We start from the raw sequence: 23,797 nt of genomic DNA, 5'->3' as shown, positions 1-23,797 counted from the left end.
TCTCAATCATTTTGTATACATTATTCTTTTCTTGAATGTGCTTTGAACTTTTATGTAGCTTTAGTGTGTTTTTTGTTTTTTTTAGGTGTCTTTGTTGTGTTTTTTGTGTGTCTGGAAAGGGCCGCATCACTGCGGCTGATTTAAAAATGCCTGCCATGCATCTTCATGTTTTGACATTTGCTTGTGTTTTTTTGAATTAAGGTGAGCTTGCCTATCTTGCTCTGTTAGGAATGGCCCAACACGACACATTGCACAATGAGACGGCTTGAGGTAATCGGGTTTCGCCAACGTTAAGCAATCAAGGCGTTTTGGTGACCAAAAATAACTGATCCCACGAGTATCTTTGACGTGTTTGTCTCTATCGACATTGCGGATCTTATACTCGGGAAACTGGTTAATATCAAACTCAGTTTGCCCGAGATAATCAATGTTTAGTCCTTGATGAAGCGTTTCCTCTAAATTCCATTCGCAATATGGCTTTACGTCTTTTGAAGTAATGACACTGAGCATTGGTCCTGTTGGATCTAATGCCACTGATTGCGAGTAATTTAAGAAGTGCCTCAGCAGCCTTCTGTTCAAAGTATTGATACTTAGCGCACTTTGCTTGAACGCTTCGTGAGATGAAAAAGCTGGAATAAGTGGAAATTGAAAGATAACAATATCAAATGTTTGTCCCGCCAACCGTGCCCAAGAAGCGCTACTTGTTGCGTCAAATTCGGTCAGTACTTGAGTGTCGGTATTTCTCAGTTTATCCAGTGCATGGTTTTGGTATTTTGCGCGCAAATCACCTTCACTGTCGTAAATGCTTGCAACAATAAGCTTTGGGTTTAAGTATTTCTTGATTGAGTGGGAGAAGCTTAAATCCCCATCACCGACAGTTAAGATCCGCCAATTTGATTTTAATTGCATGAGTAAACACTGACTATTTCAAAGCAGCGAATTATATCAAGATTTTTATCTCGAAGTCGCTAACTCTTAGCGACTTTTAGAGGAGAATACGTAAACGCCTTAAGCGTTTCTCAATTCATCAAGTAAATGCATCACGTCTACACTGGCTTGTTCCATTTTATTGAGTTGCTGCACAGCACCTTGTTTGTCGCCGTTATTGAATTTTCTAATTGCCTCAACGCCTGATCTGTGCACTTCTTTGTGTGGGCTTTCCAAGCGTCTGTAGGCTGAGTTATCTGAATATTGTTTGGAACCATCTCCAGAGAACCATTTACCTAAACGGCATGAAGTGTGATCTGCAAAGTCCGATACTGATTTATTGCTGCTGCCCATAATGACGGCATACACCTCACTTTTCCAAACTACATGGTCAAGCTTCACGGTTTGAATGAAAGTTTGCTGGGTGGCATTTGAAATGGTTGTTTTCATAGAGCTGCAGCTAGTAACGATATGACCATATTCATCATTCAAGTGTTCTATACTGTTCGACAGCGTTTTGTTCGATTCTTGAATGACGGAAACATCTTTTACCGTTAATTGTGTCGTATCTATGATTTTAGTAACCAGATCAGACACTTCATTGGCGGATGCACTGGTGTTGTTTGCAAGCGCACGCACTTCATCAGCAACAACACTAAAGCCTCTACCTGCTTCGCCCGCACGAGCAGCTTCGATAGCAGCATTGAGCGCAAGTAGGTTTGTTTGATCTGAAATCTTGGATATTGTAGCCACAAAAGTATGAATGTTGTCGGCCATATGAGACAGCCCAGAAATATTATCCGTCATGCTAGACATATTATCGGATAATTGTCCCATCCCTGTCAGTATGTTAGAAAGTGACTTTTCTGATGTTTCAAATGATTGGTTGACCTGTGAAATAGCATTACTATCTTGCTCTATATTTTGAAAACTCTGCAAAACCGTTTCACGTATGCCCTCTATCTGATTCATACCAGATAAGGCGCATTGTAGGAGTTGGTTGTCTGTATTGTCATTTAACTGCTGTTGAGCTTCAATCAGCTCGGATTGTAATCGAGCATTTTCTTCACTCAGCCGTTCATTTTCCTGGCGTTGTTGCGCCAATTCTGTTTTTACTTGTGATAGCTCTGATTTTAGATCTGAGCTAGAAAATAAGTTGTTGAACACGATTCAATCCCCTTTGTAATATGAGCGCACTGAGTATTTAGAAATTTGCAGCTTGGCTTTATTCTTTTAATGCGTATTCGTTGAGCCAAGTACTGGCTAACATCAACTATAAATAATTTTATAGCTGCAGCTTTTTCAATGATAAATCAAAGGGTTTTATTTTGGAAAAGTTTTATTGCAAAAGCGCTATATTCACTCAAGCCTTAACTCACTCTCGGTTTTGACCGCACGGATTTAAGGTTTTTGTTGCTATACATGGAAGCATCCGCCAAGTGCAGTAGTTTGTCTGGGGCAACATCGGTGTCAGTTGCAGTAAATCCAATACTGATACCAACGCCATATTCAAACACTTCTTCTAGGAGCTTTTTGCGAAGTTGTTCGTCATTTTCAGTGTCAAATGTACCAAACGCGACAAATTCGTCTCCACCAATTCTGAAGCAGTTATCTTCACCGAAAAGATCACTTAAAGATTTGGCCACTTTTTTTAAGATAAGATCCCCACAACTGTGCCCAAATTTATCATTAGCACACTTAAAGTCATCGAGGTCGAAATAAAATAGCGTTTGATATTGCTCACAAAGGGTTTTAAATTGGGTGAAGCATGCTCGTCGATTGCCAATCTGTGTTAACTCATCATGGGTTGCGTCAAACTTGAGTTTTTCTTCCAAGCGCTTTCTTTGATGGATTTCTTTATTGAGCTGAGATATAGCTTCTTGCTGTCTAACTATCATGGTATAGAGGGAGTAGCAGATAAGTAAAAAGCCAAATTGTTTTAAAGAGGTATCAAGTGCGATGACGGGTAAAATATCTACAGCGATGAAATCATCCAGTAAATCAAGTAAAAGTCCTACACAGTATATAGACCATGCAAATATCAAGATGTTGTTTTTGAGGTGAGGCGCTGAGTAAACAATCATGCCAAACGCGATAGCGAACCAGAAGAGCTCTTCGGTTGAGTCCAGTAGATCGCCTGGCTGTTCCATCATCCAGAGGTAGAATGAGACAACAAACACCCCGATGAATCCGTAAAGCAGCTTTTGAATCATATATGCACTCCTAACGCTCCCCTTTAACTTATAGCAGTTTTATTGTTGTTCTGCTTGTTTGAGAACTAATTTACCGTATTGATTCATATATTTGAATTGTTTAGTTGTAAATTATTCAATAAAAAATTCTTGCTGTTATAAGTTATGTACTTGATTTAGTGAAAGGGAGTATGTCGATACTTCTTTTATTATTCGAATATGTTAATCGATAACACTATAAACGTGTAGTGATTTTACATGTCGTTAAAGGAATAGTTGAAATACCGACGTGCCTTTGGCCAAAACAGTTTATTCTATCTTGTTAATTCAATGGCTTGAGCAATCATAAATAGATGAGAAACGAATACAACAGACGTGAGCACAAACCTCATCTGCTGATAATCCCTGTGAGCGTCTTGCCATTTTGGCATGCTTTTTTCAAACCACAGCACTAACCAGTAACTTGCACTCAAATAAACTAATTGTGCGGTTAGGGATACTAGAGCCAATACTGGAAATGGAATAACAACTAAAACAGCCAGTATTGCATGAACTTTTGGTTGATCACCTGCACGCCACAATGTACCAGCCATAAATGCCAAGATCCCCATACTGTAAAAGCTAAAAACGCTGACTAGGGTCTCTGAGCTACCCAACATCAAAGTTGATGCGATGCAAAGTAAAAATGGTATGAAGCCAAAGTAGCCTAATTGAATGTGGTTGAAATATGGATGCATAAAAACTCTTAGTTAGTTTGGATTTTAAGGTTAATCGCACTGTGCGTTAACTGCTATTACTCATTGTTACGAGTAGATTATACCTAAGGTTTACAATGCTATTGAGTTTATTTAATCAAAATAATCGATAGCAATGATAGTTTTAATCAATTTTATTTAACAGCTCTGGATCTATATCTTTGTAGTCAAGCAAGGCGAGCATACTCGCAAACACTAAATACAACTGACAAAGAGGATAGCCATGAGCACTTCATTGATTAACACTAAGCTTTTACCTTTCAACGCGACAGCATACCACAAGGGCGATTTTGTATCAGTTTCTGAGCAAGATTTATTAGGTAAATGGAGTATCGTTTTCTTTTACCCAGCAGATTTCACTTTTGTATGTCCAACTGAATTAGGTGATTTAGCAGATCACTACGCACAACTTCAAGAAATGGGTGTTGAAGTGTACTCAGTATCAACAGATACACACTTTACACACAAAGCTTGGCATGATGCTTCAGACACAATCAAAAAGATTGAATTCCCAATGATTGGTGACCCAACAGGTAAAATTACTCGCAACTTCGGCGTAATGATTGAAGAAGAAGGTCTAGCACTGCGCGGTACGTTTGTGATTAACCCTGAAGGTGAAATAAAAGTAGTTGAAACGCATGACCTTGGAATTGGTCGCAGCGCGAATGAGCTACTACGTAAGGTACAAGCTGCACAATACATCGCAACGCATGATGGCGAAGTATGTCCAGCATCTTGGCAGCCAGGTGAAGAGACGTTAGCACCATCACTAGACTTAGTTGGTAAAATCTAACTTACCTCGGATTTACCTACCTACATTTGTGGGTAGGTAAGCATTTTCTACCGCCAGTTAATAAGCAAGCATGTGCATTGCGTTTCAATGAGGAATTACATAAATGTTAGACGCGCAAATTAAAGGTCAATTAAAAGAGCACTTTAAAAATATTAAATCGCCAATAGAGCTGAGAGTGGCGTTAGATAACAGCAAAAAGTCCAATGAGTTGAACTCGCTGGCTCAGGACCTAGCTTCATTGAGTAACGAAATATCGGTGGTTGAAAACTATGATATGAATGCGAGACGACCATCTTTAGTTGTCACATCAACTGATGCGAATACCCAAATTAGCTTTGCAGGCGTCCCAATGGGCCATGAGTTTACCAGTCTAGTGTTAGCTTTATTACACAGTGGTGGACATGAAACCAAGTTAGACGCGGATGAATTGGAAACCATAACTGGTATCGACACGCCTTTAAACTTTGAAGTATATGTTTCGCTTAGCTGCCAAACTTGTCCGCAAGTTGTCCAAGCATTAAATGTGTTAGCGGCAAGCAACCCCTTGATCACAACAACGATGATCGATGGTGCTTTATTCCAAAAGGAAGTCGAGCAGCGCAATATTATGGCCGTGCCTAGCGTATATCTTAATGGTGAACTATTTAGCCAAGGGGCCGTTGGTTTATCAGATATATTGAAAAAGATTGATAGCAACTCAGCACAAAAGTCGGTTGAAAAAATTAATAAAAAAGCACCTTTTGATGTACTCGTTATTGGTGGTGGTCCTGCGGGGGCATCCGCGGCGGTATATTCTGCGAGAAAGGGGCTTAATACAGGCGTTGTCGCAGAGCGTTTTGGCGGCCAAGTCGCGGATACCATGAGTATTGAAAACTTTATTTCTGTTCAAGAAACAGAAGGCCCCAAATTAGTCGCGCAGTTAGAACAGCACGTGAAGCAGTATGATGTTGACGTCATGGACGGTAATAGAGTTGCTAAAATCGCTCGTAATGAGTTTTTAGACATTGAATTAGAAAATGGCGCTAAATTACAAGCCAAATCAGTTGTTATCTCGACGGGAGCAAGATGGCGAAACGTAAATGTGCCTGGCGAGCAAGAATACAAAGGCCGTGGCGTTGCTTATTGTCCTCATTGTGATGGACCATTGTTTAAAGGTAAACCTGTTGCGGTAATTGGAGGCGGTAACTCGGGTATTGAGGCAGCCATTGACTTAGCTAACATCGTAGAGCATGTCACTGTGCTTGAGTTTGCAAATGAGTTAAAAGCAGATCAAGTGCTTATTGATAAAGCCAACAGCTTGCCAAATATTACGATTCACACCAATACGCAAACAACCGAAATTACCGGGGATTCAAATAAGGTGACTGGCTTGAACTATCGTGACCGAATGACAGATGAAACGCATAGTTTGAATATCGCAGGTGTGTTTGTACAAATCGGGTTGGTGCCTAATTCGGAATGGCTAAAAGGCAGTGAAGTAAATTTAACGCAGTTCGGTGAAATAGAAATTGATAATAAAGGGTCAACTAATATGCCGGGCGTATTTGCCGCGGGCGATGTGACGACTGCACCTTACAAGCAAATTGTTATTGCTTTGGGCAGTGGTGCGACAGCAAGTTTAGGTGCGTTTGAGTATTTAATTCGTGAAGAAGGTACAGCGACTGCTGCATAGTTTCCCTTTTTAGCTGACAAGCTCAGCTGACTTTATTCATTGCAATATACCCATGCAATGTTTCTCCAGCCACGCTTTTGCGTGGCTTTTTTTATTTTTAAATCTATATTTTTTTACAACAATTCATGCATTTGAAATAGGTTTTCTTCGATAGAACAGATACTTCAACACAGGAATTTGATGGAAAACCAAGTCATGAATAGAGGTTACAGGTTAAGTGATAGGCTAATATAAAGGAATAGGTGTATATTGGAATGAGGGCTGTGACTCTCATTCTGATAGTCAATAATTATCTAATAATAGGGGCCTGTTTGGCCCCTTGAACTATGTTAATTGGTTACTGATATTTTCCTGCAGTAATGAATTCACCAAAGGTTTCACACCACACGACCACAGTCGAAAACTTTTCTATATCAATGCCTGTTGGCACATCAACAATAAAGCCGTTAAAGCTCGAAACCATACTGACAAACTGCATCGTGTTTTTATGCTGTTCAAATTCAACTTCATTTTCTACGAATGTAGGCGATAGATATAGCCGATAATCAGGGCCTGGTGCCAGCCTGCCTTCAAAGGCGATATTTTGCTCCCCGATAAACACATTGCCTTCACCGAAATGCAAAAAGTCTGAGCCTTTTAGGTTTTTATTAAACATGGCTGTGAACTTTGCTTGATTGGCCGCAGTTGAGAGCGCTGTTTGTGTGGGGGCTGGCGGAGCCATTATGATGGGTAAAGAATATACCCCCAGTGCAAACCCGGCACAAAAAATAAACACGGTAAACAAAACTTTAAACAAAAATCGCATCTTATATATGCTCTAGTAAATGAATGTAACTTAACCTTAGCTTGACCACTCTAGGAGTCAAACACTTGTATGTTTTATTTGTGTTAACTTGCTTGTTAATGAAAAAATATTCCAAAAAAGTGCGTTTTGTAATAATAAGAGATGATTGACATTTGGTGTTTTAACTGTGGCTCCAAATGAAATAGTGAAGTGCCTCAGTAATTGCATGAAAATACTAAAGTATTCTTCATTTATCTATAATTGTTTCTTTTTTTATTTCTATTTATCAAATATCAACATGACGATTAGGTGATTTATAGTACAAATAAAAGTATTAGAAATTAATTTTAAATTAATAAAAATGGTTTGTATTCTGGTTTGTCCTCGCCATATTGTAAATAAAAGTAAACAAAATTGATGTTAATTTAGTTAACATTTTTTCCTTGTTGTTTGTTGTTTATTTATCAACAAAACAATCAATATCAATGTGTTACGTAACTCATGATTTTGTCTAAAACGGCCTTTTTTCTAGTTATTTGGTTTGTGTTTTTTAATTTTGGCTAATCCCTTGTGGTGTGTTTTTGGATCGGTACAATCGCCGCTGCTCAGTATTGCATTAGGTAATTTTGTTACTAAATGTAATTTTATAAACAAAAATCATACAAATTAGGAAATAATCAAATGAGCGTGTCTAAATCCTCGAATAAGGTACTCAAGCTCAGTGCCATAACCATGGGTTTGATCAGTGCATCGGCTTTTGCCGAGGTAAACTGTGACAGCCTAGCAAGTTGGGAAGCAGGTAAAATTTATGTTGGCGGCAATCAGGTGCAACAAGATAACGTTGCATATAAAGCAAATTGGTGGAACCGTTCTTCACCAAAACTAAAATCTGGCCAATGGCAAGAGTGGACAAAGCTAGGCGAGTGCAGTAGCGCAGAGCCTGTTAACCAAGCGCCTTCAATTAAATTGCTCAAGCCAATCGCTGATATTACCGTGGCTGAAAATGAACAAGTCATCATTGATTTCTCAGCTAACGACAGTGATGGTGAAGTGAAGCATGTTGCGGTATACCACAACGATGCATTGGTAAAAGTGCTGAGCCAAGCGCCATATAGCTTTTCTTGGCAAGCGAAACAGGGCAAGCATGAGTTTCATGGTGTTGCGTTAGATGATGATGGTGCTACTGCAAAATCAGTCAGTCGCAAAGTAAGTGTTGAGGCGTTGCCACCGAAAGATCAAAACACAGCACCGATCGCGCGCTTAGCAGCTCAATTACCAAGTGAGCTAGAAGTGGGTAGTCAGATTGTATTTACTTTGATTGCAAATGATAAAGAGTCAGATGGTTTGACTCAATCACTCTCTGTGAATGGCATCGAAGTAGTCAGCACATCTCAAAATGAATTCGAATATGCATGGACAGCCACTGCAAAAGGTCCGCAGACATTTGTCTTAGTCGCTAAAGATGAACACGGTCTAGAATCAGAAAAAATAAGCCGAACTTTTACGGTGAAAGCGAAAGATGATGGTCAAAGCTCACATGACGATTGTCGCCCTGCTGGTTTATACCAAACGGCGGGTGTAACGCCGTCTTACTGTGATATTTATGACAGTGAAGGGCGGGAAAAAATGGGCGCCGACCATCCAAGACGTGTGATTGGCTACTTCACAAGTTGGCGCCACGGCAAAAACGATCAGCCTAGCTATCTTGTTAAAGACATTCCATGGGACAAGATCACGCATATCAATTACGCGTTTGCACACGTCAATGATAAAAATGAGATAAGCATTGGCAACCCGAATGCAGACGGAAATGCGGCAACCAATATGACTTGGCCGGGTATTGCTGGTGCTGAAATGGATCCTAGCTTGCCTTACAAAGGGCATTTCAACCTGCTGAATAAATACAAAAAGCAATATCCACACGTTAAAACCATGATCTCGGTTGGTGGCTGGGCTGAAACTGGTGGCTATTTCGACGAAACGGGTAAACGCGTGAATAACGGTGGTTTCTATACGATGACCACGAATGCTGATGGCAGCGTTAACCATGCTGGTATTGCTCAATTTGTGAAAAGCTCGGTTGAGTTCTTAAGAACCTATGGTTTTGATGGCTTAGACGTTGATTACGAATACCCATCATCAATGAAAGACTCCGGTCACCCAGAAGATTTCCCTGTGAGTAATGCAAGACGTGCGGGGCTAAATAAATCTTATCAAGTACTGATGAAAGAATTACGTGAAGCGCTCGATAAAGCAGGTGAGCAAGACGATAAACACTATATGTTGACCATTGCCTCTCCTTCATCAGGTTATTTATTACGTGGCATGGAAACCTTCCAAACAGCACAGTACCTAGATTTTGTGAATATCATGTCGTACGACTTGCACGGTGCGTGGAACGATCATGTTGGTCATAATGCGCCGCTTTACGATACGGGTAAAGACACAGAGCTTAAGGTGTGGAATGTTTACGGCACTAAAGAGTTCGGTGGTATCGGTTATTTGAATACAGACTGGGCGGTAAACTATTTCCGCGGCGCATTACCTGCAGGGCGTATCAACATTGGTATTCCATATTACACCCGTGGTTTTAAAGACGTACGCGGTGGTGAAAATGGCTTATGGGGTCGTGCACCTTTGCCAAACCAAAGCGATTGTCCAAAAGGCACAGGCATTGGTGAGAAGAACAAATGCGGTAACGGCGCAATTGGTATTGATAACCTGTGGCATGACATTGAAAACGGTCAAGAAGTGGCTGCCGGTTCTAACCCACTTTGGCATGCGAAAAACCTTGAGCATGGGATCAACCCAAGTTACTTAGAAGTTTATGGCTTAACCCCTGAAACCGATGCAGATGATGTTCTGCGCGGTGACTATGTGCGTCATTACGATGACGTTGCAGTTGCACCATGGCTATATAACGCCGAGAAAAAAGTATTCCTATCGATGGAAGACACAGAGTCTATGAAAACCAAATTAGACTATGTGGTTGATAAGGGCCTGGGCGGTGTTATGTTCTGGGAGCTTGCTGGTGACTTTGATTATCACGCTGATAAAGGCGAGTACTTCATGGGCTCAACAATGACAGCGCTGGCATACAACACCTTCAACCAAAGTGGTGTGGCCTATGACAATCATGTTGGTGATAGTGCATTTGCAGTACCCACCGAAGCAGTTGATATTGCATTTGAAGCGAAAGATTTCCCGGTGGGTGACCAAAACTACCCAATTCGCCCAACGTTTGCCTTTACTAATAACTCTGAGATTGACCTGACCGGTGCAACGATCACGTTCAATGTACCCACTTCTACCTCCGCTATTTTCAAGTCAAATTGGAATGCGCGCAAAAAACTGGGTATGCGTGTAGAGCATGATGCGTCAAATTCTACTGGTAATAACATCGGCGGTTTTGAAAATGAATTCCACCGTTTTTCAATCACATTTAAAAATGAGTGGGGTGGTCAGCTTGAGTCTTTTGCCCCAGGCGAGACTGTGAACGCGCAGGTTATGTACTACATGCCTATCACAGGCCCTGTGAACTTTATTGTTGAAAAAGACGGTAAGCAGTACGCATTTGCCTCTGAATATCCAGAGCTGCCAGTCGCTAAGAAACACATTCCAAATCCAGGTGACGGCGATAAAAACCCACCAAATGGGCAGCAGTGTGAAGGCGTGAAAATTGAAAATATCAACACCTATCCAAACTGGCCTCGCACCAACTGGGCAGGTGATCCAAGTCATGCTGTCGGTGGCGACATGATGATCCACAACGGCGCTGTTTACAAAGCTAAGTGGTGGACAAATGGCACACCAAGTAACGGTGGCGCATGGCAGAAAGTGTGTAGCCTGTAACGGCCACTTTTATTCCCAACCGGAGTGATCTGCGGATCACTCTTACAATCAATAAATGAGAAAACTATGAGACAACAAGTAACCTTATGCGCGCTGGGCGTAGCCATAGGTGTGGGCGTCATCGGTAAAGTGAACGCGCATGGCTATATGGACTTTCCCAAAGCGAGGCAAGCAATCTGTCAGGAGCAAGGTGGATTTTGGTGGCCAAAAGATGGCTCAAAAATTCCCAATGCTGCATGTCGTGCAGCATATCTGAAGTCAGAACACGTGCAATTTATTCAAAAGCATGAGTTTGCAGCAAATACAGCAGATTTTCGTAACCAAGCAGCCGTTGAAGCAAACATCCCAGATGGCACCTTATGTGGCGCAGGCGATAGCCAAAAAGCGGGAATGAACATTCCATCAGCGCAGTGGCAGGCAACAGAGATAAAGCCGAGCGCCAATGGCAAAGTGAAAATTCGCTACCGTGCCACCACACCGCATAACCCAAGTTTTTGGCAGTTTTATTTAACTAAGCCGGGTACTGATTTTAAGCAAAAACCACTTGCTTGGCATGACTTAGAGCTGGTTCAAGAGCATGGCAATATTGCATTTTTCATGGCACCAGATGGCAAGCGCTATTACGAAATGGAAGTTGCGATCCCAGAAAAGTTCTCAGGTGATGCGATTTTATATAGCCGCTGGCAGCGTGATGATGTGGTGGGTGAAGGCTTCTATAATTGTAGTGATGTGACCATTGTGCGTGGTACTGAGCCAACGCCGACGCCAGATACTTGGTTCCCAGTCGATTATTTTGTCAAGCAAGGTCAAGAGGCAAGTGCTGGAGACACTGTGTGGGTCAGAGTATTCAACGGTAATGGCAATGAGCTTATTCAAGAGCGGTTCGATGTCACTTCAGCCAATGAAACACACTGGCAAAGTCAATTTGCTTTTAATCTCAGCACGCAATTTGCTGACATTGTGCGGATCGGTGTGAAAGACAGCTCGGGTAATATTGAGTTTAATTCTGAGGCAGTTTCGAGCAACCAAGTCTTTTTATCGGACAAGTCATATAGCTATAACTTATCGGTGATTTCAAAGCCGAAAAATACCGCACCAACAGTGCATACGCCAGCCCCCATCACCATTGATGAGGAGCAGAGCAAGCACTTGCATGTCCATGCATTTGATGATGAGCAGCCAACCCTGAAATTTGACTGGCAGCTACCAAGTGCATTGAACTTTACCGGTTCAGGTTCAACCATCACGATCACTGCGCCAAAGGTGGACGCGGATACGCGCTTTGACGGCAATGTGACCGTATCAGATGGCAGTTTAAGCAAAACAGTACCACTGGTTGTGAATGTCAAAAACATCGATACCGATCCTGGCACGCCAGACAAGCCAACAGGGGATACTTGGGCGCCCAGCAAAATCTACACAGCTGGCGATACCGTGGTTTATCAAGGCAAAACTTACCGTGCTAAATGGTGGGTTCGCGGCCAACTACCAACGTCGAGCCATGCGTGGGAGTTAGTACCAAGTGGTGATGATTCAGATGCAGGCAATACATCATGGCAGTCAAGCAAAGCCTACCGTGGCGGTGAAATCGTGACTTTTAACGGTGCACGCTATCAAGCTCGCTGGTGGACGCGTAATCAGCAACCTGACCAACATTCCGTTTGGAAAAAACTATAAAAATATCATAGAGGTAATTCAAAAATGTTTAAATATTTAACTACTGCTGCAGCTGTCGGTGCTGCGCTTGCAAGTGCCGCTGTTGTGGCTGCGCCATCAACACCAAGCATTAACTGGAAACCACAAAATTACTCGTTTGTTGACGTGAATATTTATGGTCGAGGCTCATACAAGCAGCTGATCCAAGCCAAAGACGTGGTGGATATTCAAATTGAATGGAATGCATGGTCAGGTAAAGGTGGCGATAGCTATAAAGTATATTTTGACAATGAAGTGGTGAATGAAGGCACACTCGCTGAGGGCACAACCGGTGGCACAATTCGTTTTCCATATCACAAGTCTGGTCGTCATGAATTAAGAATCGCATTGTGTGATTCATCAGGCTGTTCAATGTCTGCGTCAAAGCCAATTGTGATCGCCGATACAGACGGTGGCCACTTAGAGCCACTTAAACTGAATGTAAATCCAAACAATAAAAAGTTCGACACAGATCCAAACACGGTTGTCGGTGCTTATTTTGTTGAATGGGGTATTTATGGCCGTAAGTTCGATGTGACGCAAATTCCTGCGGATAACTTAACCCACCTACTTTATGGATTTATTCCAGTATGTGGCCCAAATGACTCGCTGGCAGAGATCGAAAACGGCAATAGCTTGAGAGCGCTTAAGTTAGCCTGTGGTAGCTCAAAAGACTATGAAGTAGTGATCCATGACCCTTGGGCTGCGGTGCAAAAAGCACTACCGGGGATCAGTTCTAAAGATCCAATTCGTGGTACATATGCACAGCTAATGGCATTGAAGCAGCGTAACCCTGACTTGAAAATTTTACCTTCTGTGGGCGGTTGGACACTCTCAGATCCGTTCTTTGATTTTGATGTCAAAGCAAACCGTGACACCTTTGTAAACTCAATGCGTGAATTCCTAAAAACATGGAAATTCTACGACGGTATCGACATTGACTGGGAGTTCCCAGGCGGTGACGGTGCAAACCCAGATTTAGGTTCAGACAAAGATGGCGAAGTCTACATCATCCTGATGAAAGAGCTTCGTGAGATGTTGGATGAACTCGAGATTGAGATGGGTCGTGAGTTTGAACTGACTTCAGCAATTGGTACTGGCTACGACAAAATTGAAGATGTTGATTATCAGCAAGCCGCGCAATACATGGACTACATTTTTGCCATGACGTACGACTTTGCAGGTGGCTGGAACAATGTAACAGGACACCAAACGGCGATTTATTGTGGCTCTCATATGTCTACAGATGAGTGTAACGGCACGGGTGTAGATGATAAAGGCGAAGCGCGAAAAGGCCCTGCATATACATTGGATAATGCTATTAAGTTACTGTTAGCCCAAGGTGTGCCAAGTGAAAAGTTAGTCGTTGGTACAGCAATGTATGGCCGTGGTTGGGAAGGCGTGTATCCACAAAATGCGCAAATTGCAGATAACCCAATGACTGCGCCAGCAAATGGTAAATTACGCGGTTCGACGTCGCAAGGTGTTTGGGAAGCAGGCGTTATCGACTATAAGGGACTAAAAGCACACATGATTGGTCATGATGAGCAAGGTATTAATGGTTTTGAAGTAGGGTACGATGAGCAAGCTGAAGCAGCATATGTCTGGAATCGCCAAAAAGGCACCTTGGTTACCTATGACAGCCCTCGCTCTGTTCGCGCAAAAGGTCGCTATGTACGTGAGCATAATTTAGCAGGTCTATTTGCGTGGGAAATTGATGCGGATAACGGTGACATCTTAAATGCAATGCATGAAGGCCTTGCAGGTAAAGTCACAAACCCAACGCCAGTGAATAAAGCACCTGTAGTGACACTGACGAGCCAGATTACGTTAAATGCGGGCGATATTCATGTTCTAACGGCTCAAGCTATCGATCCTGAAGGAAAAGCACTTAGTTTTTCTTGGCAAGGTGATGCGGCCTTAAATCTGCAAAGTGAAAATGACAGCGTTATCGTGACAGCTCCTAGCGTCACAAGTGATTCTGTGTTCACCGTGAACTTGGCTGTCAGTGATGATGCAAACACGGTTAACCGCACAGTAAAAGTCATTGTTAAAGCACCTGTTGTAGAAAACAAAGCGCCAGTAGTTGGGACAATTTCAGCGATATCCCTTGATGAAAATACTAGCGAGTCTATCAGCGTATCAGCAACCGATCCTGAAGGAAAAGCACTGAGCTTTGCATGGCAACTACCGGGTCACACGATTGTTGGCACAGGCAGCACTGTCACGGTAAAAGCAGGTGAAGTAACACAAACTGAGACAATCACAGGCACCGTTGTGGTATCTGATGGCGAGCACAGCGTGACGCGTCAGTTTAATGTGACGATTAAGAATGTCGAAACGGATCCAGAGCCAACGCCAGATGATGGCAAGACAACTTGGGATGCAAACAAGGTATACACAGGCGGCAACACGGTTTGGTACAAAGGCGTTCAATATAAAGCACGTTGGTGGACTCGTGGTGCTGTGCCAAGTAATGGCGGCGTATGGGCTGAGATCATTCCTGATGATGGCAAAGTACGTGATTGGCGCAGTGACCTAGTTTATACCGGTGGTGACAAAGTGGTTCACAATGGTGAGACCTACCAAGCTCGCTGGTGGACACGCGGTCAAACTCCGGGCAGCAACTCTGTTTGGCGCAAGCTATAACAGGTTAATTAACTGAGCTCGTTCGAACCGAGCTTACTCAAACCAAGTTCATTCAAACCGAGTTCATTCTGGTGCATGGATGCACCTTCTTACTATAACAACAAGTACAGAGTAAATATCCATGTTAAAAGCAAAAAAAATAGCACTACTGGTCGCGGCAAGTGTTGGTGTTTTTTCAACGGTCGCGGCATTTGCCAGCGAGCCTGTGAGCCTGCACAACAATGAACAATTGAAAGCAAACATCAAATCGCAGCTGTCACAGCATCAGAGCTTTTTTAGAGCGACCTCAAATGATGAACAGCAAGATTTAGAGTTTATCACCCATCAAACAACACAAGACGGACGTCACATGCGCCGCAGCCAGTATTATAAAGGTGTGCGCGTGTATGGCGGTGAAATTGTCACTCATCATAATGAACAAAACTTTTTAAGTGTTTGGTTTCAACCTGAAGGAGAAATCACATCAATCAGTGGATCTGTTGTTCCACATATCTCCCTTGCCACGGTTAAAGCGAGTATTTCGGATAAGCAAGCCATTGAGTTTGCAAAAGAGCAAATTACTGAGCTGCTTGCAACATCAGATGAACAGGTTGAGCTGGTTATTTACCCTCATCAAGGGAAGGCAAAACTCGCTTATTTAGTGACTTTATTTGCTGAAACTGAACATGCACCAATGCGCCCAGAGTTTGCAATTGATGCACATTCCGGTGAAGTGCTGTCGCGCATTGAAACACTTAATCACTCGAAAATTGGCATGGGTCCGGGCGGTAATGAGAAAATTGGCAAGCATTATTACGGTGATGATATGCCAAAGTTCCACGCAAAGGAGCTCGGTAATGGAAATTGTGAAATGTCTCATACAGATATACGTGTGATTGACATGGAGCATGGCACAACGAATACGCAAACGTATCAGTTCCCATGTCACGAAAATACCCATAAGCACGTAAATGGTGCTTATTCGCCACTTAACGACGCGATGTTTTATGGTCAAGCAACCATAGACATGTTTAATGATTGGTTCGATAGCCGTGCACTGTCAGGCGACCTTGTAATGCGAATTCATTATCGTAAAGATTACTTGAACGCGTTTTGGAATGGTAAAGAGGTCACTTTTGGTGATGGTGACTTAGATAACTACGGCGTTTATCCATTTACGTCTTTAGGGGTTGTTGCCCATGAAATCGGTCATGGTGTGACGCATCAAAACTCTAAATTGGTTTATAGCAATATGTCTGGTGGCGTGAATGAGTCATTTTCTGATATGACTTCTGAAGCACTTGAGTGCTTTATGAACCAAAAACCAGATGGCACTTGTGAAGTTGATTGGCTGATTGGTGCAAGCATATTTAAAAATAGAACGGCACTTCGTTATATGGAGAATCCAGAGCGAGATGGCCGTTCTATCGGTCACGCCAGCAAGTTTGAAATAGGCATGGGTGTTCACCACAGTTCGGGTGTATTCAATCGCGCTTTCTATTTACTTGCAAATAGTGAAGGTTGGGGGGTTAAAAAAGCCTATGAAGTGATGCTTCATGCCAATAAAAATTTCTGGGTTTACAATGGTAAGTTTGAATCGCTTGCCTGTGGCGTAACAGATGCTGCGGCTGACTTGGGCTACGACACTAAAGCCGTGGGAGAATCCTTTAAAGCGGTAGGTGTTTTTGCTTGTACTGAAAATAAAGCGCCGACCATTTCAATTACTAGCCCACAAAGCAACGGGCGTTACCTGATAGGCAGTGACGTTACGTTTAAAGCTGATGCTAAAGATGAATATGGAGCCGTAGAGAAGGTCGAGTTTTTCGTCAATGGAGCATTGTATAATACCGATCTTCAAGCGCCGTTTGAGACCCAATTTAATGCTGAAAAAACAGGTATATATACGGTAACAGCCAAAGTGACCGATGATGAAGGTCTATCAACAGAGGCTACACCTGTGTCATTTAGCCTGATCGATCCAAGTCAATGCCAAACAGCACCTTGGCAAGGTGGCAGAGTGTATACCCAAGGTAACAAAGTCGCATTTGATGGTTTTGAATATGAGGCGAAGTGGTGGAACCGAGACCAAAACCCAGCGAGCAATTCAGGATCTTGGGGGGTTTGGAAAAAAGGGCTAGAGTGTGGCGGTGTGGCTGATAAGCCAAATCAAGCGCCAAGTCTTTCAGTTACATCACCATCAAGTAATGTAGCGATTGAATTAGGAGAGTCAGTGTCGGTGCGATTTGCTGCCAATGACAGCGATGGTGAGATTGCTAAAGTTGCAGTGAGTGTCAATGGCCAAGCGCTAACTGAGCTAACGCGCACTCCTTATGCATTTAACTATCAACCACTTGAAGTAGGTACCTATCAATTATCAGCGGTTGCATATGATAATGATGAGGCACAATCCGCGACCGTGAGTCGTACCATTACGGTAACAAATGCTGAGCCACAACCAACACCAGAGGCCCCAAGCGTACGCTTAACGAGCCCTGCAAATGGCAGTACATTTAATGTTGGTGAGCAAGTTGCACTGTCAGTTGTCGCCAGTGACAAAGACAATGATTTAAAGCAAATTGCTTACTTTGTGAATGGCAAGCAAGTTGCAGCATCAAGTGTAGCGCCATACAGTGCTAGCTTTAAGACTACAGCGGCGGGTAGTTACAGTGTATTTGCCATTGCAACGGATGCACAAGGCTTGAGTACACAGTCTTCGACAAATCGCTTTAAAGTGAATGGCAGTAAACCGAGCTGTGATGTGCCAGCATGGCAGGCAAGTAGTGTGTATACATCTGGTAAGCAAGCCAGCCTTGATGGACAGTTATATCAAGCGAAATGGTGGACACGCAATCAAAACCCAGCGCAATATTCTAGCCGTTGGGCAGTATGGAAACACCTAGGCGAGTGTAAATAACCTCCACTTGAATCGACCAAAGGGCCAGCTTACTGGCCCTTTTTTTATCAATTTACAACGCCTTTCGCCACATCATCTCTACCGGGCCTTGTCGAAATTGATTAAGCCACCACTGCCCAAAAGATACTTGCGCAGCTAAAATGACAGCACCAAATACACCGATCAAGTAAAACGGCAGAGTATTCATCAGTGCTAAACCATACCCATAAAATAACATGGCGCAGAAAGTGGTTTGCATTAAGTACATGGTCAGTGACATACGTCCCAATGTATTAAGCCCAAGTGCAACCTTGCTGTGGCATTTATCGATTAATTTGACGATGCAAGTAAGGTACGTTAATGCTAAGAGTAAGCACCCTAGGTGGTAACATACACCTTGCATAAAACCAATTAAGTTAAGAGAAAACGGGCTGCCTGTCATGGCTTTGACTGTGGCGTACACTAAATTCAGTAAAAGCCCTGTAAGCGCTAAAAAAGCAATGGCCTGCCACGAAATAAAGATGTTGAGACGACCCTGTTTCATAAACGTTTTGACAAAATAAATCCCAAGTAAAAATTGCCCTAGAACTTGAAAGGGCCTTCCCGTAATAAGATAAGACATGGGTCTTGGGATAGCGCTATAAATGTTTGCAATAAACACGTCCATAAATTCTGTTGAGGTGCGCATGCTCAGCAAGCTGGTATGTTCATAACCGAGATTTGATTTTAAGCTTAGCGCAATCAATTTTAGAGCTGACCAAAAGTCAGCGTCTTTGCTGATTATGGCCATGAGGTGAATAAGTAAAGGTATGAACAGGAGGGTGAGAGCGATAAAAAGTAAGCGCGGTGCAGACAAGCGCATAAACCAAGGCAGTGTCATACCTAAAAGGCTATACAAAACAAGAATATCGCCATGCCAGATAAAAAATATGTGGATGAGGCCAATAAACAATAAAACACTCATTCTCCTGCGCCAATATGAAGCAAAATCAGCACCTTGCTTTTGCCCGTGTAATAGCGCAAATCCTGCGCCAAACAATATGGCGAACACGGTATAAAATTTACCCTCAACCAGCCAATCAATGACAAATAACGTGGCTCTGTCAGCAAAAGGAAGCTGGCTTATTTGAGTATAATTTAATGAATAAAACCCAAAAAAGCTCATCAAATTAGCAAAGATGATGCCGCATAAGGCAAATCCGCGGATAGTGTCTAGGAGCGGTATCCGACCATAATTTGGCATAGGTGTGTGTTGAATGACCATGATAGCGTCCTTTATCAATTGGTAATTGTTATGTTATATCAATAAATAAAGAGTATGGCTATATGACGTTTTTTTGAATTTGTTTGTTTATTAGACGATTGTCTAGTGCCTGTTTGTGCAAATTAGCGACACACTGGTTTTGCCAATCTTGGCTCAACAAAGTAAAGGAAATAACAATGAAATTAAAAATGAACAAAAAGAGCGTAAAAAACCTTTCTCAGACAATGGCTTCATTAAATCAAGAAAAAACACGCCAAATAGCAGGTGGTATTTCTGCGATGGGATGTGGGCCAATTTCTGATCCGAACTATTCTTGCCCTGTTTCAATTAATGGTTATAAGTGTAATTAAGCGCTTAAATATCAGTAAATAGGACCTGATGGAACAGGTCCTCATGGGTTACAAACTCATTATATGAGGGGCAGAATTTACTTTTTTGTCAGTGTCTCTATCTTATCCGTTAACCATTCCTTTCTTCTGGTATTTTCAGGCTCAGTTAGCGTTAACGCTTTACGATAGAGTGTCAGTGCCTCGCTGGCTTCACCTTGTAGCTCTTTACTGACGGCAAGTCCAGCGACAGCTGACGCAGAGCTTGGCGAGTGTGATATCCAATAATTAAATAACGCATCAGCTTCGCCATAGCGGCCTTGACCTCGTAAGCGCTGAGCGATAGCACGAATACAGGCTGCATTGTTGTTTAGGTTTAAGTTGGGGTAGACATCAAAACCCACTTGTTTGCTAAGCATTTGATAATGGGCGAGGATATCTGTCAGTGTTTGATTCCCGTTATTTGTGAACTCGATGAACTTAGCGCCTATATCCCAGTCTTTACGCGGAAATACAAAGCCGATGGCGTTTAATAATCCGGGCACTATCATGGGGTAGTGACCATAATCATCTATGTGTTCGACTTTTAACTTAAATGTTTTTGAATAAGGGGCGAGCGCTTCTCGAAGCTGTTTGGCAAGCGTATATCTGACCGGGTTTCTCTCAGCTTCTCGCTTTGCTGACGCGACATAGAGAAAACCGGTTCTGTCGGGGGTCTTCTCGAAGCTTTTAGCGATTGCATCAATCATGGTGGTATCAGGTGTATAGCCCAATCCCAGTACATCGGTTGCAGCAAATAAGAAATGCGCGTTGAATAGATTAGGTGCTGCATTTAAGGTATGCAAACCAAATGCCGCAGTGGGCGATGCACCGATGAAAATACGGAAATCATTGATGCGGTACTGACTTTTTAAAAATGGAAACAGCTCTTTTTGCAAGTAGTTAATCATGTCTTGCGAGCGCCCTTGTGAAAAGCCTTCTACGTCGCCATTCCATCCACTGAAACTTGCATGCAATTTAGGCCCCCATGCAAACCTATTATGGGAGTGAATGGATACGATAATGGCTTGCGGCATGGAAGCAGTGTCGCCGAGGTGGCTTAAAATACCATTTGTTGCCTCAGAGACTAGCCAACCATCGAGCGTAACAACCAGTGGGTAGGTACGTTTTTCAGATGTGGTGTGATAGTCCGAGGGTAAATACACATCAAAGTTTGGTGTTTCCTTTATATATTTGGAGGAAATACTGAGCGTTTTGCCAACGATAAGTGGTGTTTCTGTGATTGGTTTTACGCTAGCTTGTGTACAAAAAGTCGCGATGAAAAATAATATGTACCATACAAATTGCATGTTACGCTCCTGAATTATTATTGTGATATTCGAGGCTACAGTGTGACAAACTGAGCAAGGGAAACATGAAATTGACCTGAAATTATCTTGATATCTTTATGAAATTATTGCTTATTTGTGTTTTACTATGAGTATAAGTGAGCACCGATAAGAAAAGCTAGGCTAAAATACGTGCGACAAAAAATAATAATAAACGAGCGAGTTATTGATACCGCGAGAAATCAAATCACCTATAAAAACCAACCGCAGATCTTGCCGCCTAAAGTGATTGCGGTTTTATATTGCTTGGCCAAAAGACAGGGGCAAGTGGTCAGCCATGATGAGATGATTGACGAGGTTTGGAAAAGCGTCGTTGTGTCACCTAATTCGCTACAACGTGCTATTGCTGAACTGCGAAAGGCACTTGGCGATGACGGTAAAGCGCAGGCCATCATTAAAACGCACTCAAAGCAAGGCTATAGCTTAGAAGCTGAAGTTTTATGGAGCGAGCAACAAACCGAGCCAGCAATAAAGGCGCATACACATGCAAAGAAAGCCACAAAGCCTGTACTTTTTTTGGCAATCGTATTGTTTATTATCAGCTTGGTTAGTGTGTTTTATTTTACAAAGCCACAGAGTGAGACGATCGAGTTTACTCAACTGACTTCTTTGACTGCCAGTGATGTACAAGAAGGCGCGGGGATCTTTTCACCTGATGGTAAATACCTATTATTTTACCGTCACCTGGCGCATTGCGAGAGTGAGCTGTGGGCCAAAGATCTTGCAAATGAGCAATCAATGAAGCTCACATTGAGCGGTGCTAAATTCACGGGGTTTACGTTTTCACCAAATGGGGAAAAGTTAGGCTTTTTGCAAAACCGAGCATGTGAGCACGAGCCCATTGAATACGATCATACTGTAAAAAACTGCTGGGATTTGGTGGCAATCAATTTTGCTGAAGCTTTGAAAAGTCCGCAAACACCTCATGTACTAAAAGCATGTAAGCCGACCAAAATGTATCACCCACAGTGGTTAACTGCAGATTCATTTGCCACACTTGATTTTCAAAACAACCAGTTACGTGTTGCGTTGCACAATATAAGTAAACATCAAGTCGCCACGCTCTTTGAAGATAAAAACTTACATTTATATGTATTAAGGTATTCACCCACTCATCAATTATTGGCCGTGATAGGGTTTAACCAAGAAGGAGGGCAAGTATTGAGCTTGTTAAAACCCACCGGTGAGCTTGTTGCGCAAAATATCATTGATTTTCCCGCGTCATTTGATGGCAGTTCACGTATTTATCCCAATTTTGACCCTGATTCAAAAAGGTTGCTTTATGGTAGTGGTAAATCCTTGTTTGAACTGGACTTTGATGGCAGTGTAAAGCCTATCACTTTACCCCTTTATCAGGATATTTACAGCATTAATTTCCACCCACACACCAATGCGATTGTGGGCACTTACGGTACGTACGACTCGGACTTAGTTTCAGCATCTTTTGCACGTGACCAAGTGTCAAATGTTTTTACCCCACAAAGCCGCTCTACGAGGCGAGAACGTGGTGGCCAATTCAGCCCAGATGAAAAATATTTGGCGTTTATTTCAGCGCGAAATGGCAGTGATCAAGTATGGCTATCAGGTGGTGGAGAGTCAAAACGTATCACGCAATTTAAAGATCCTGAGCGGGTAATCACGCTTCAGTGGCTGCACAATAGACAAGATATTGTTGTCGCGACCAACCAGGCGGTTTATCAATATGATTTAAGTGGCCAAAGCCGGGTTTTAGTGTCTGATAAAGACATTGAAGGTTTGTACCGCTCTAAACTATCCACTCATAGTTTGTTAGCGTATCAAGAGCGCGGTGAAATACATCTGGCCACATTATCCCTTGAAGGAAAGTTAGAGATTCTTCTTAAAACAGCGATTCAAGATGCTGTTTTGCTAAAGCCTCAATCGTTGATTTATCAGGATCAAAAAGGCCATTTTTGGCGTGTAGAGCAGGGGCAAGTTGTGGCTTTATCAGTACTAAACCAACATGCACACAAAGCGGAGTTTATTGAACGCGACGGCTTTTTGTATGGGCTTTCTAGCGCTAATTGGCTTTGGCGTTATGATATTAAGCACGCGCACTACCAGCTGATTAAAAAGCTTGATGCAAATATATTATCTATTGCTGATGTAGGTGACTCGCAATTGCTGTTTGAAAAGCTGATATCACAACAAAAAGAAATCGTGATGATTGAATAAAACTATAGCTCAACAAGCTGGGCAAGTATTGGCTGAACTGTCAAAGTTCTGCCTTGTTGAATACAGCACATACCTAATTGTCATGAAGGTAAAGTTAGAGTGATCAACGAGGGGCCAACGTAGCTTTTAAAACTGCTAATCTATGAGAAAGGTGAGAGTTTTTATATTGATGGTGGCATGACAATACAGACCTTTTTAAAAGCGCACACTTTTGATTGAATAATGATCGCTGTGACTTTTTTATATTTGCATTGATATCAGTTTGTTTTGTGATGAGCTAGGCCACTTTGCTTTATATGCATATTTTATGAGCGGATTTTAAATAATATATTCCAAACACTAATATAAAAAGAGTGAGCATATTGGATATTTATTTTAAATATTTATCCATATCTAACCATAAATACCGGGCTGTATTGTAGGTTAGGTTATTTC

15 protein-coding genes are annotated in these 23,797 nt (G+C 42.3%); 8 read left to right on the top strand and 7 right to left on the bottom strand.

Annotation, left to right across the window (positions count from 1 at the left end; translation table 11 throughout):
- Nucleotides 1-126: 126 nt before the first annotated feature.
- From AC2CZC_RS25585 to AC2CZC_RS25570, 4 genes are all read right to left on the bottom strand, one after another.
- Complete coding sequence (locus AC2CZC_RS25585; RefSeq protein ID WP_484585167.1) at nt 127-909, bottom strand: class I SAM-dependent methyltransferase; 783 nt, start codon at nt 907-909, stop codon at nt 127-129.
- A gap of 99 nt (nt 910-1,008) precedes the next feature.
- Nucleotides 1,009-2,094 (bottom strand): methyl-accepting chemotaxis protein, encoded by a 1,086-nt coding sequence (locus tag AC2CZC_RS25580; RefSeq protein WP_484585166.1) that lies wholly within the window; start codon nt 2,092-2,094, stop codon nt 1,009-1,011.
- Between the two features lie 203 nt (nt 2,095-2,297).
- Nucleotides 2,298-3,140, bottom strand: a complete 843-nt coding sequence (locus AC2CZC_RS25575; protein ID WP_484585165.1) for a GGDEF domain-containing protein — start codon at nt 3,138-3,140, stop codon at nt 2,298-2,300.
- 293 nt (nt 3,141-3,433) lie between these two features.
- Nucleotides 3,434-3,856 (bottom strand): DUF3429 domain-containing protein, encoded by a 423-nt coding sequence (locus AC2CZC_RS25570; RefSeq protein ID WP_484585164.1) that lies wholly within the window; start codon nt 3,854-3,856, stop codon nt 3,434-3,436.
- 241 nt (nt 3,857-4,097) lie between these two features.
- Here AC2CZC_RS25570 and ahpC point away from each other — a divergent pair, with 241 nt between their 5' ends.
- Nucleotides 4,098-4,667, top strand: a complete 570-nt coding sequence (ahpC, locus tag AC2CZC_RS25565) for an alkyl hydroperoxide reductase subunit C (protein WP_063363575.1) — start codon at nt 4,098-4,100, stop codon at nt 4,665-4,667.
- A gap of 103 nt (nt 4,668-4,770) precedes the next feature.
- The gene (ahpF, locus tag AC2CZC_RS25560; protein ID WP_484585163.1) at nt 4,771-6,339 is read left to right on the top strand and encodes an alkyl hydroperoxide reductase subunit F; all 1,569 of its coding nucleotides are present in this window, start codon (nt 4,771-4,773) and stop codon (nt 6,337-6,339) included.
- A gap of 337 nt (nt 6,340-6,676) precedes the next feature.
- Here ahpF and AC2CZC_RS25555 read toward each other — a convergent pair whose 3' ends face one another.
- Nucleotides 6,677-7,144 (bottom strand): DM13 domain-containing protein, encoded by a 468-nt coding sequence (locus tag AC2CZC_RS25555; protein WP_484585162.1) that lies wholly within the window; start codon nt 7,142-7,144, stop codon nt 6,677-6,679.
- A gap of 660 nt (nt 7,145-7,804) precedes the next feature.
- On the opposite strand from AC2CZC_RS25555, the gene AC2CZC_RS25550 reads away from it, so the two are divergent.
- From AC2CZC_RS25550 to AC2CZC_RS25535, 4 genes are all read left to right on the top strand, one after another.
- On the top strand, nt 7,805-10,975 hold the full coding sequence (locus tag AC2CZC_RS25550; protein WP_484585161.1) for a glycosyl hydrolase family 18 protein: 3,171 nt from the start codon (nt 7,805-7,807) through the stop codon (nt 10,973-10,975).
- 66 nt (nt 10,976-11,041) lie between these two features.
- The gene (locus AC2CZC_RS25545) at nt 11,042-12,652 is read left to right on the top strand and encodes a lytic polysaccharide monooxygenase (protein ID WP_484585160.1); all 1,611 of its coding nucleotides are present in this window, start codon (nt 11,042-11,044) and stop codon (nt 12,650-12,652) included.
- Between the two features lie 24 nt (nt 12,653-12,676).
- Nucleotides 12,677-15,319 carry a glycosyl hydrolase family 18 protein gene (locus tag AC2CZC_RS25540; RefSeq protein ID WP_484585159.1) on the top strand — a complete coding sequence of 881 codons (2,643 nt, stop codon included), beginning with the start codon at nt 12,677-12,679 and terminating at the stop codon, nt 15,317-15,319.
- 121 nt (nt 15,320-15,440) lie between these two features.
- Nucleotides 15,441-18,212 carry an Ig-like domain-containing protein gene (locus AC2CZC_RS25535; protein ID WP_484585158.1) on the top strand — a complete coding sequence of 924 codons (2,772 nt, stop codon included), beginning with the start codon at nt 15,441-15,443 and terminating at the stop codon, nt 18,210-18,212.
- Between the two features lie 52 nt (nt 18,213-18,264).
- Here AC2CZC_RS25535 and AC2CZC_RS25530 read toward each other — a convergent pair whose 3' ends face one another.
- Nucleotides 18,265-19,455, bottom strand: coding sequence for a DUF418 domain-containing protein (locus tag AC2CZC_RS25530; RefSeq protein WP_484585157.1), 1,191 nt, complete (start codon nt 19,453-19,455; stop codon nt 18,265-18,267).
- Nucleotides 19,456-19,631: 176 nt separating this feature from the next.
- Here AC2CZC_RS25530 and AC2CZC_RS25525 point away from each other — a divergent pair, with 176 nt between their 5' ends.
- On the top strand, nt 19,632-19,805 hold the full coding sequence (locus AC2CZC_RS25525; protein ID WP_155401385.1) for a hypothetical protein: 174 nt from the start codon (nt 19,632-19,634) through the stop codon (nt 19,803-19,805).
- Nucleotides 19,806-19,882: 77 nt separating this feature from the next.
- Here the strand turns inward: AC2CZC_RS25525 and AC2CZC_RS25520 are convergent, their stop codons facing one another.
- A complete protein-coding gene (locus AC2CZC_RS25520) occupies nt 19,883-21,130 on the bottom strand; it encodes an alpha/beta hydrolase-fold protein (RefSeq protein ID WP_484585156.1) in 1,248 nt (415 codons plus the stop codon).
- Between the two features lie 171 nt (nt 21,131-21,301).
- Between AC2CZC_RS25520 and AC2CZC_RS25515 the strand changes: the two genes are divergently transcribed.
- A complete protein-coding gene (locus AC2CZC_RS25515) occupies nt 21,302-23,362 on the top strand; it encodes a winged helix-turn-helix domain-containing protein (protein ID WP_484585155.1) in 2,061 nt (686 codons plus the stop codon).
- Nucleotides 23,363-23,797: the final 435 nt, after the last annotated feature.

It is taken from the genome of Pseudoalteromonas sp. MMG033 (assembly GCF_057197785.1).
This window is presented reverse-complemented; position numbering and strand designations above follow the sequence as displayed.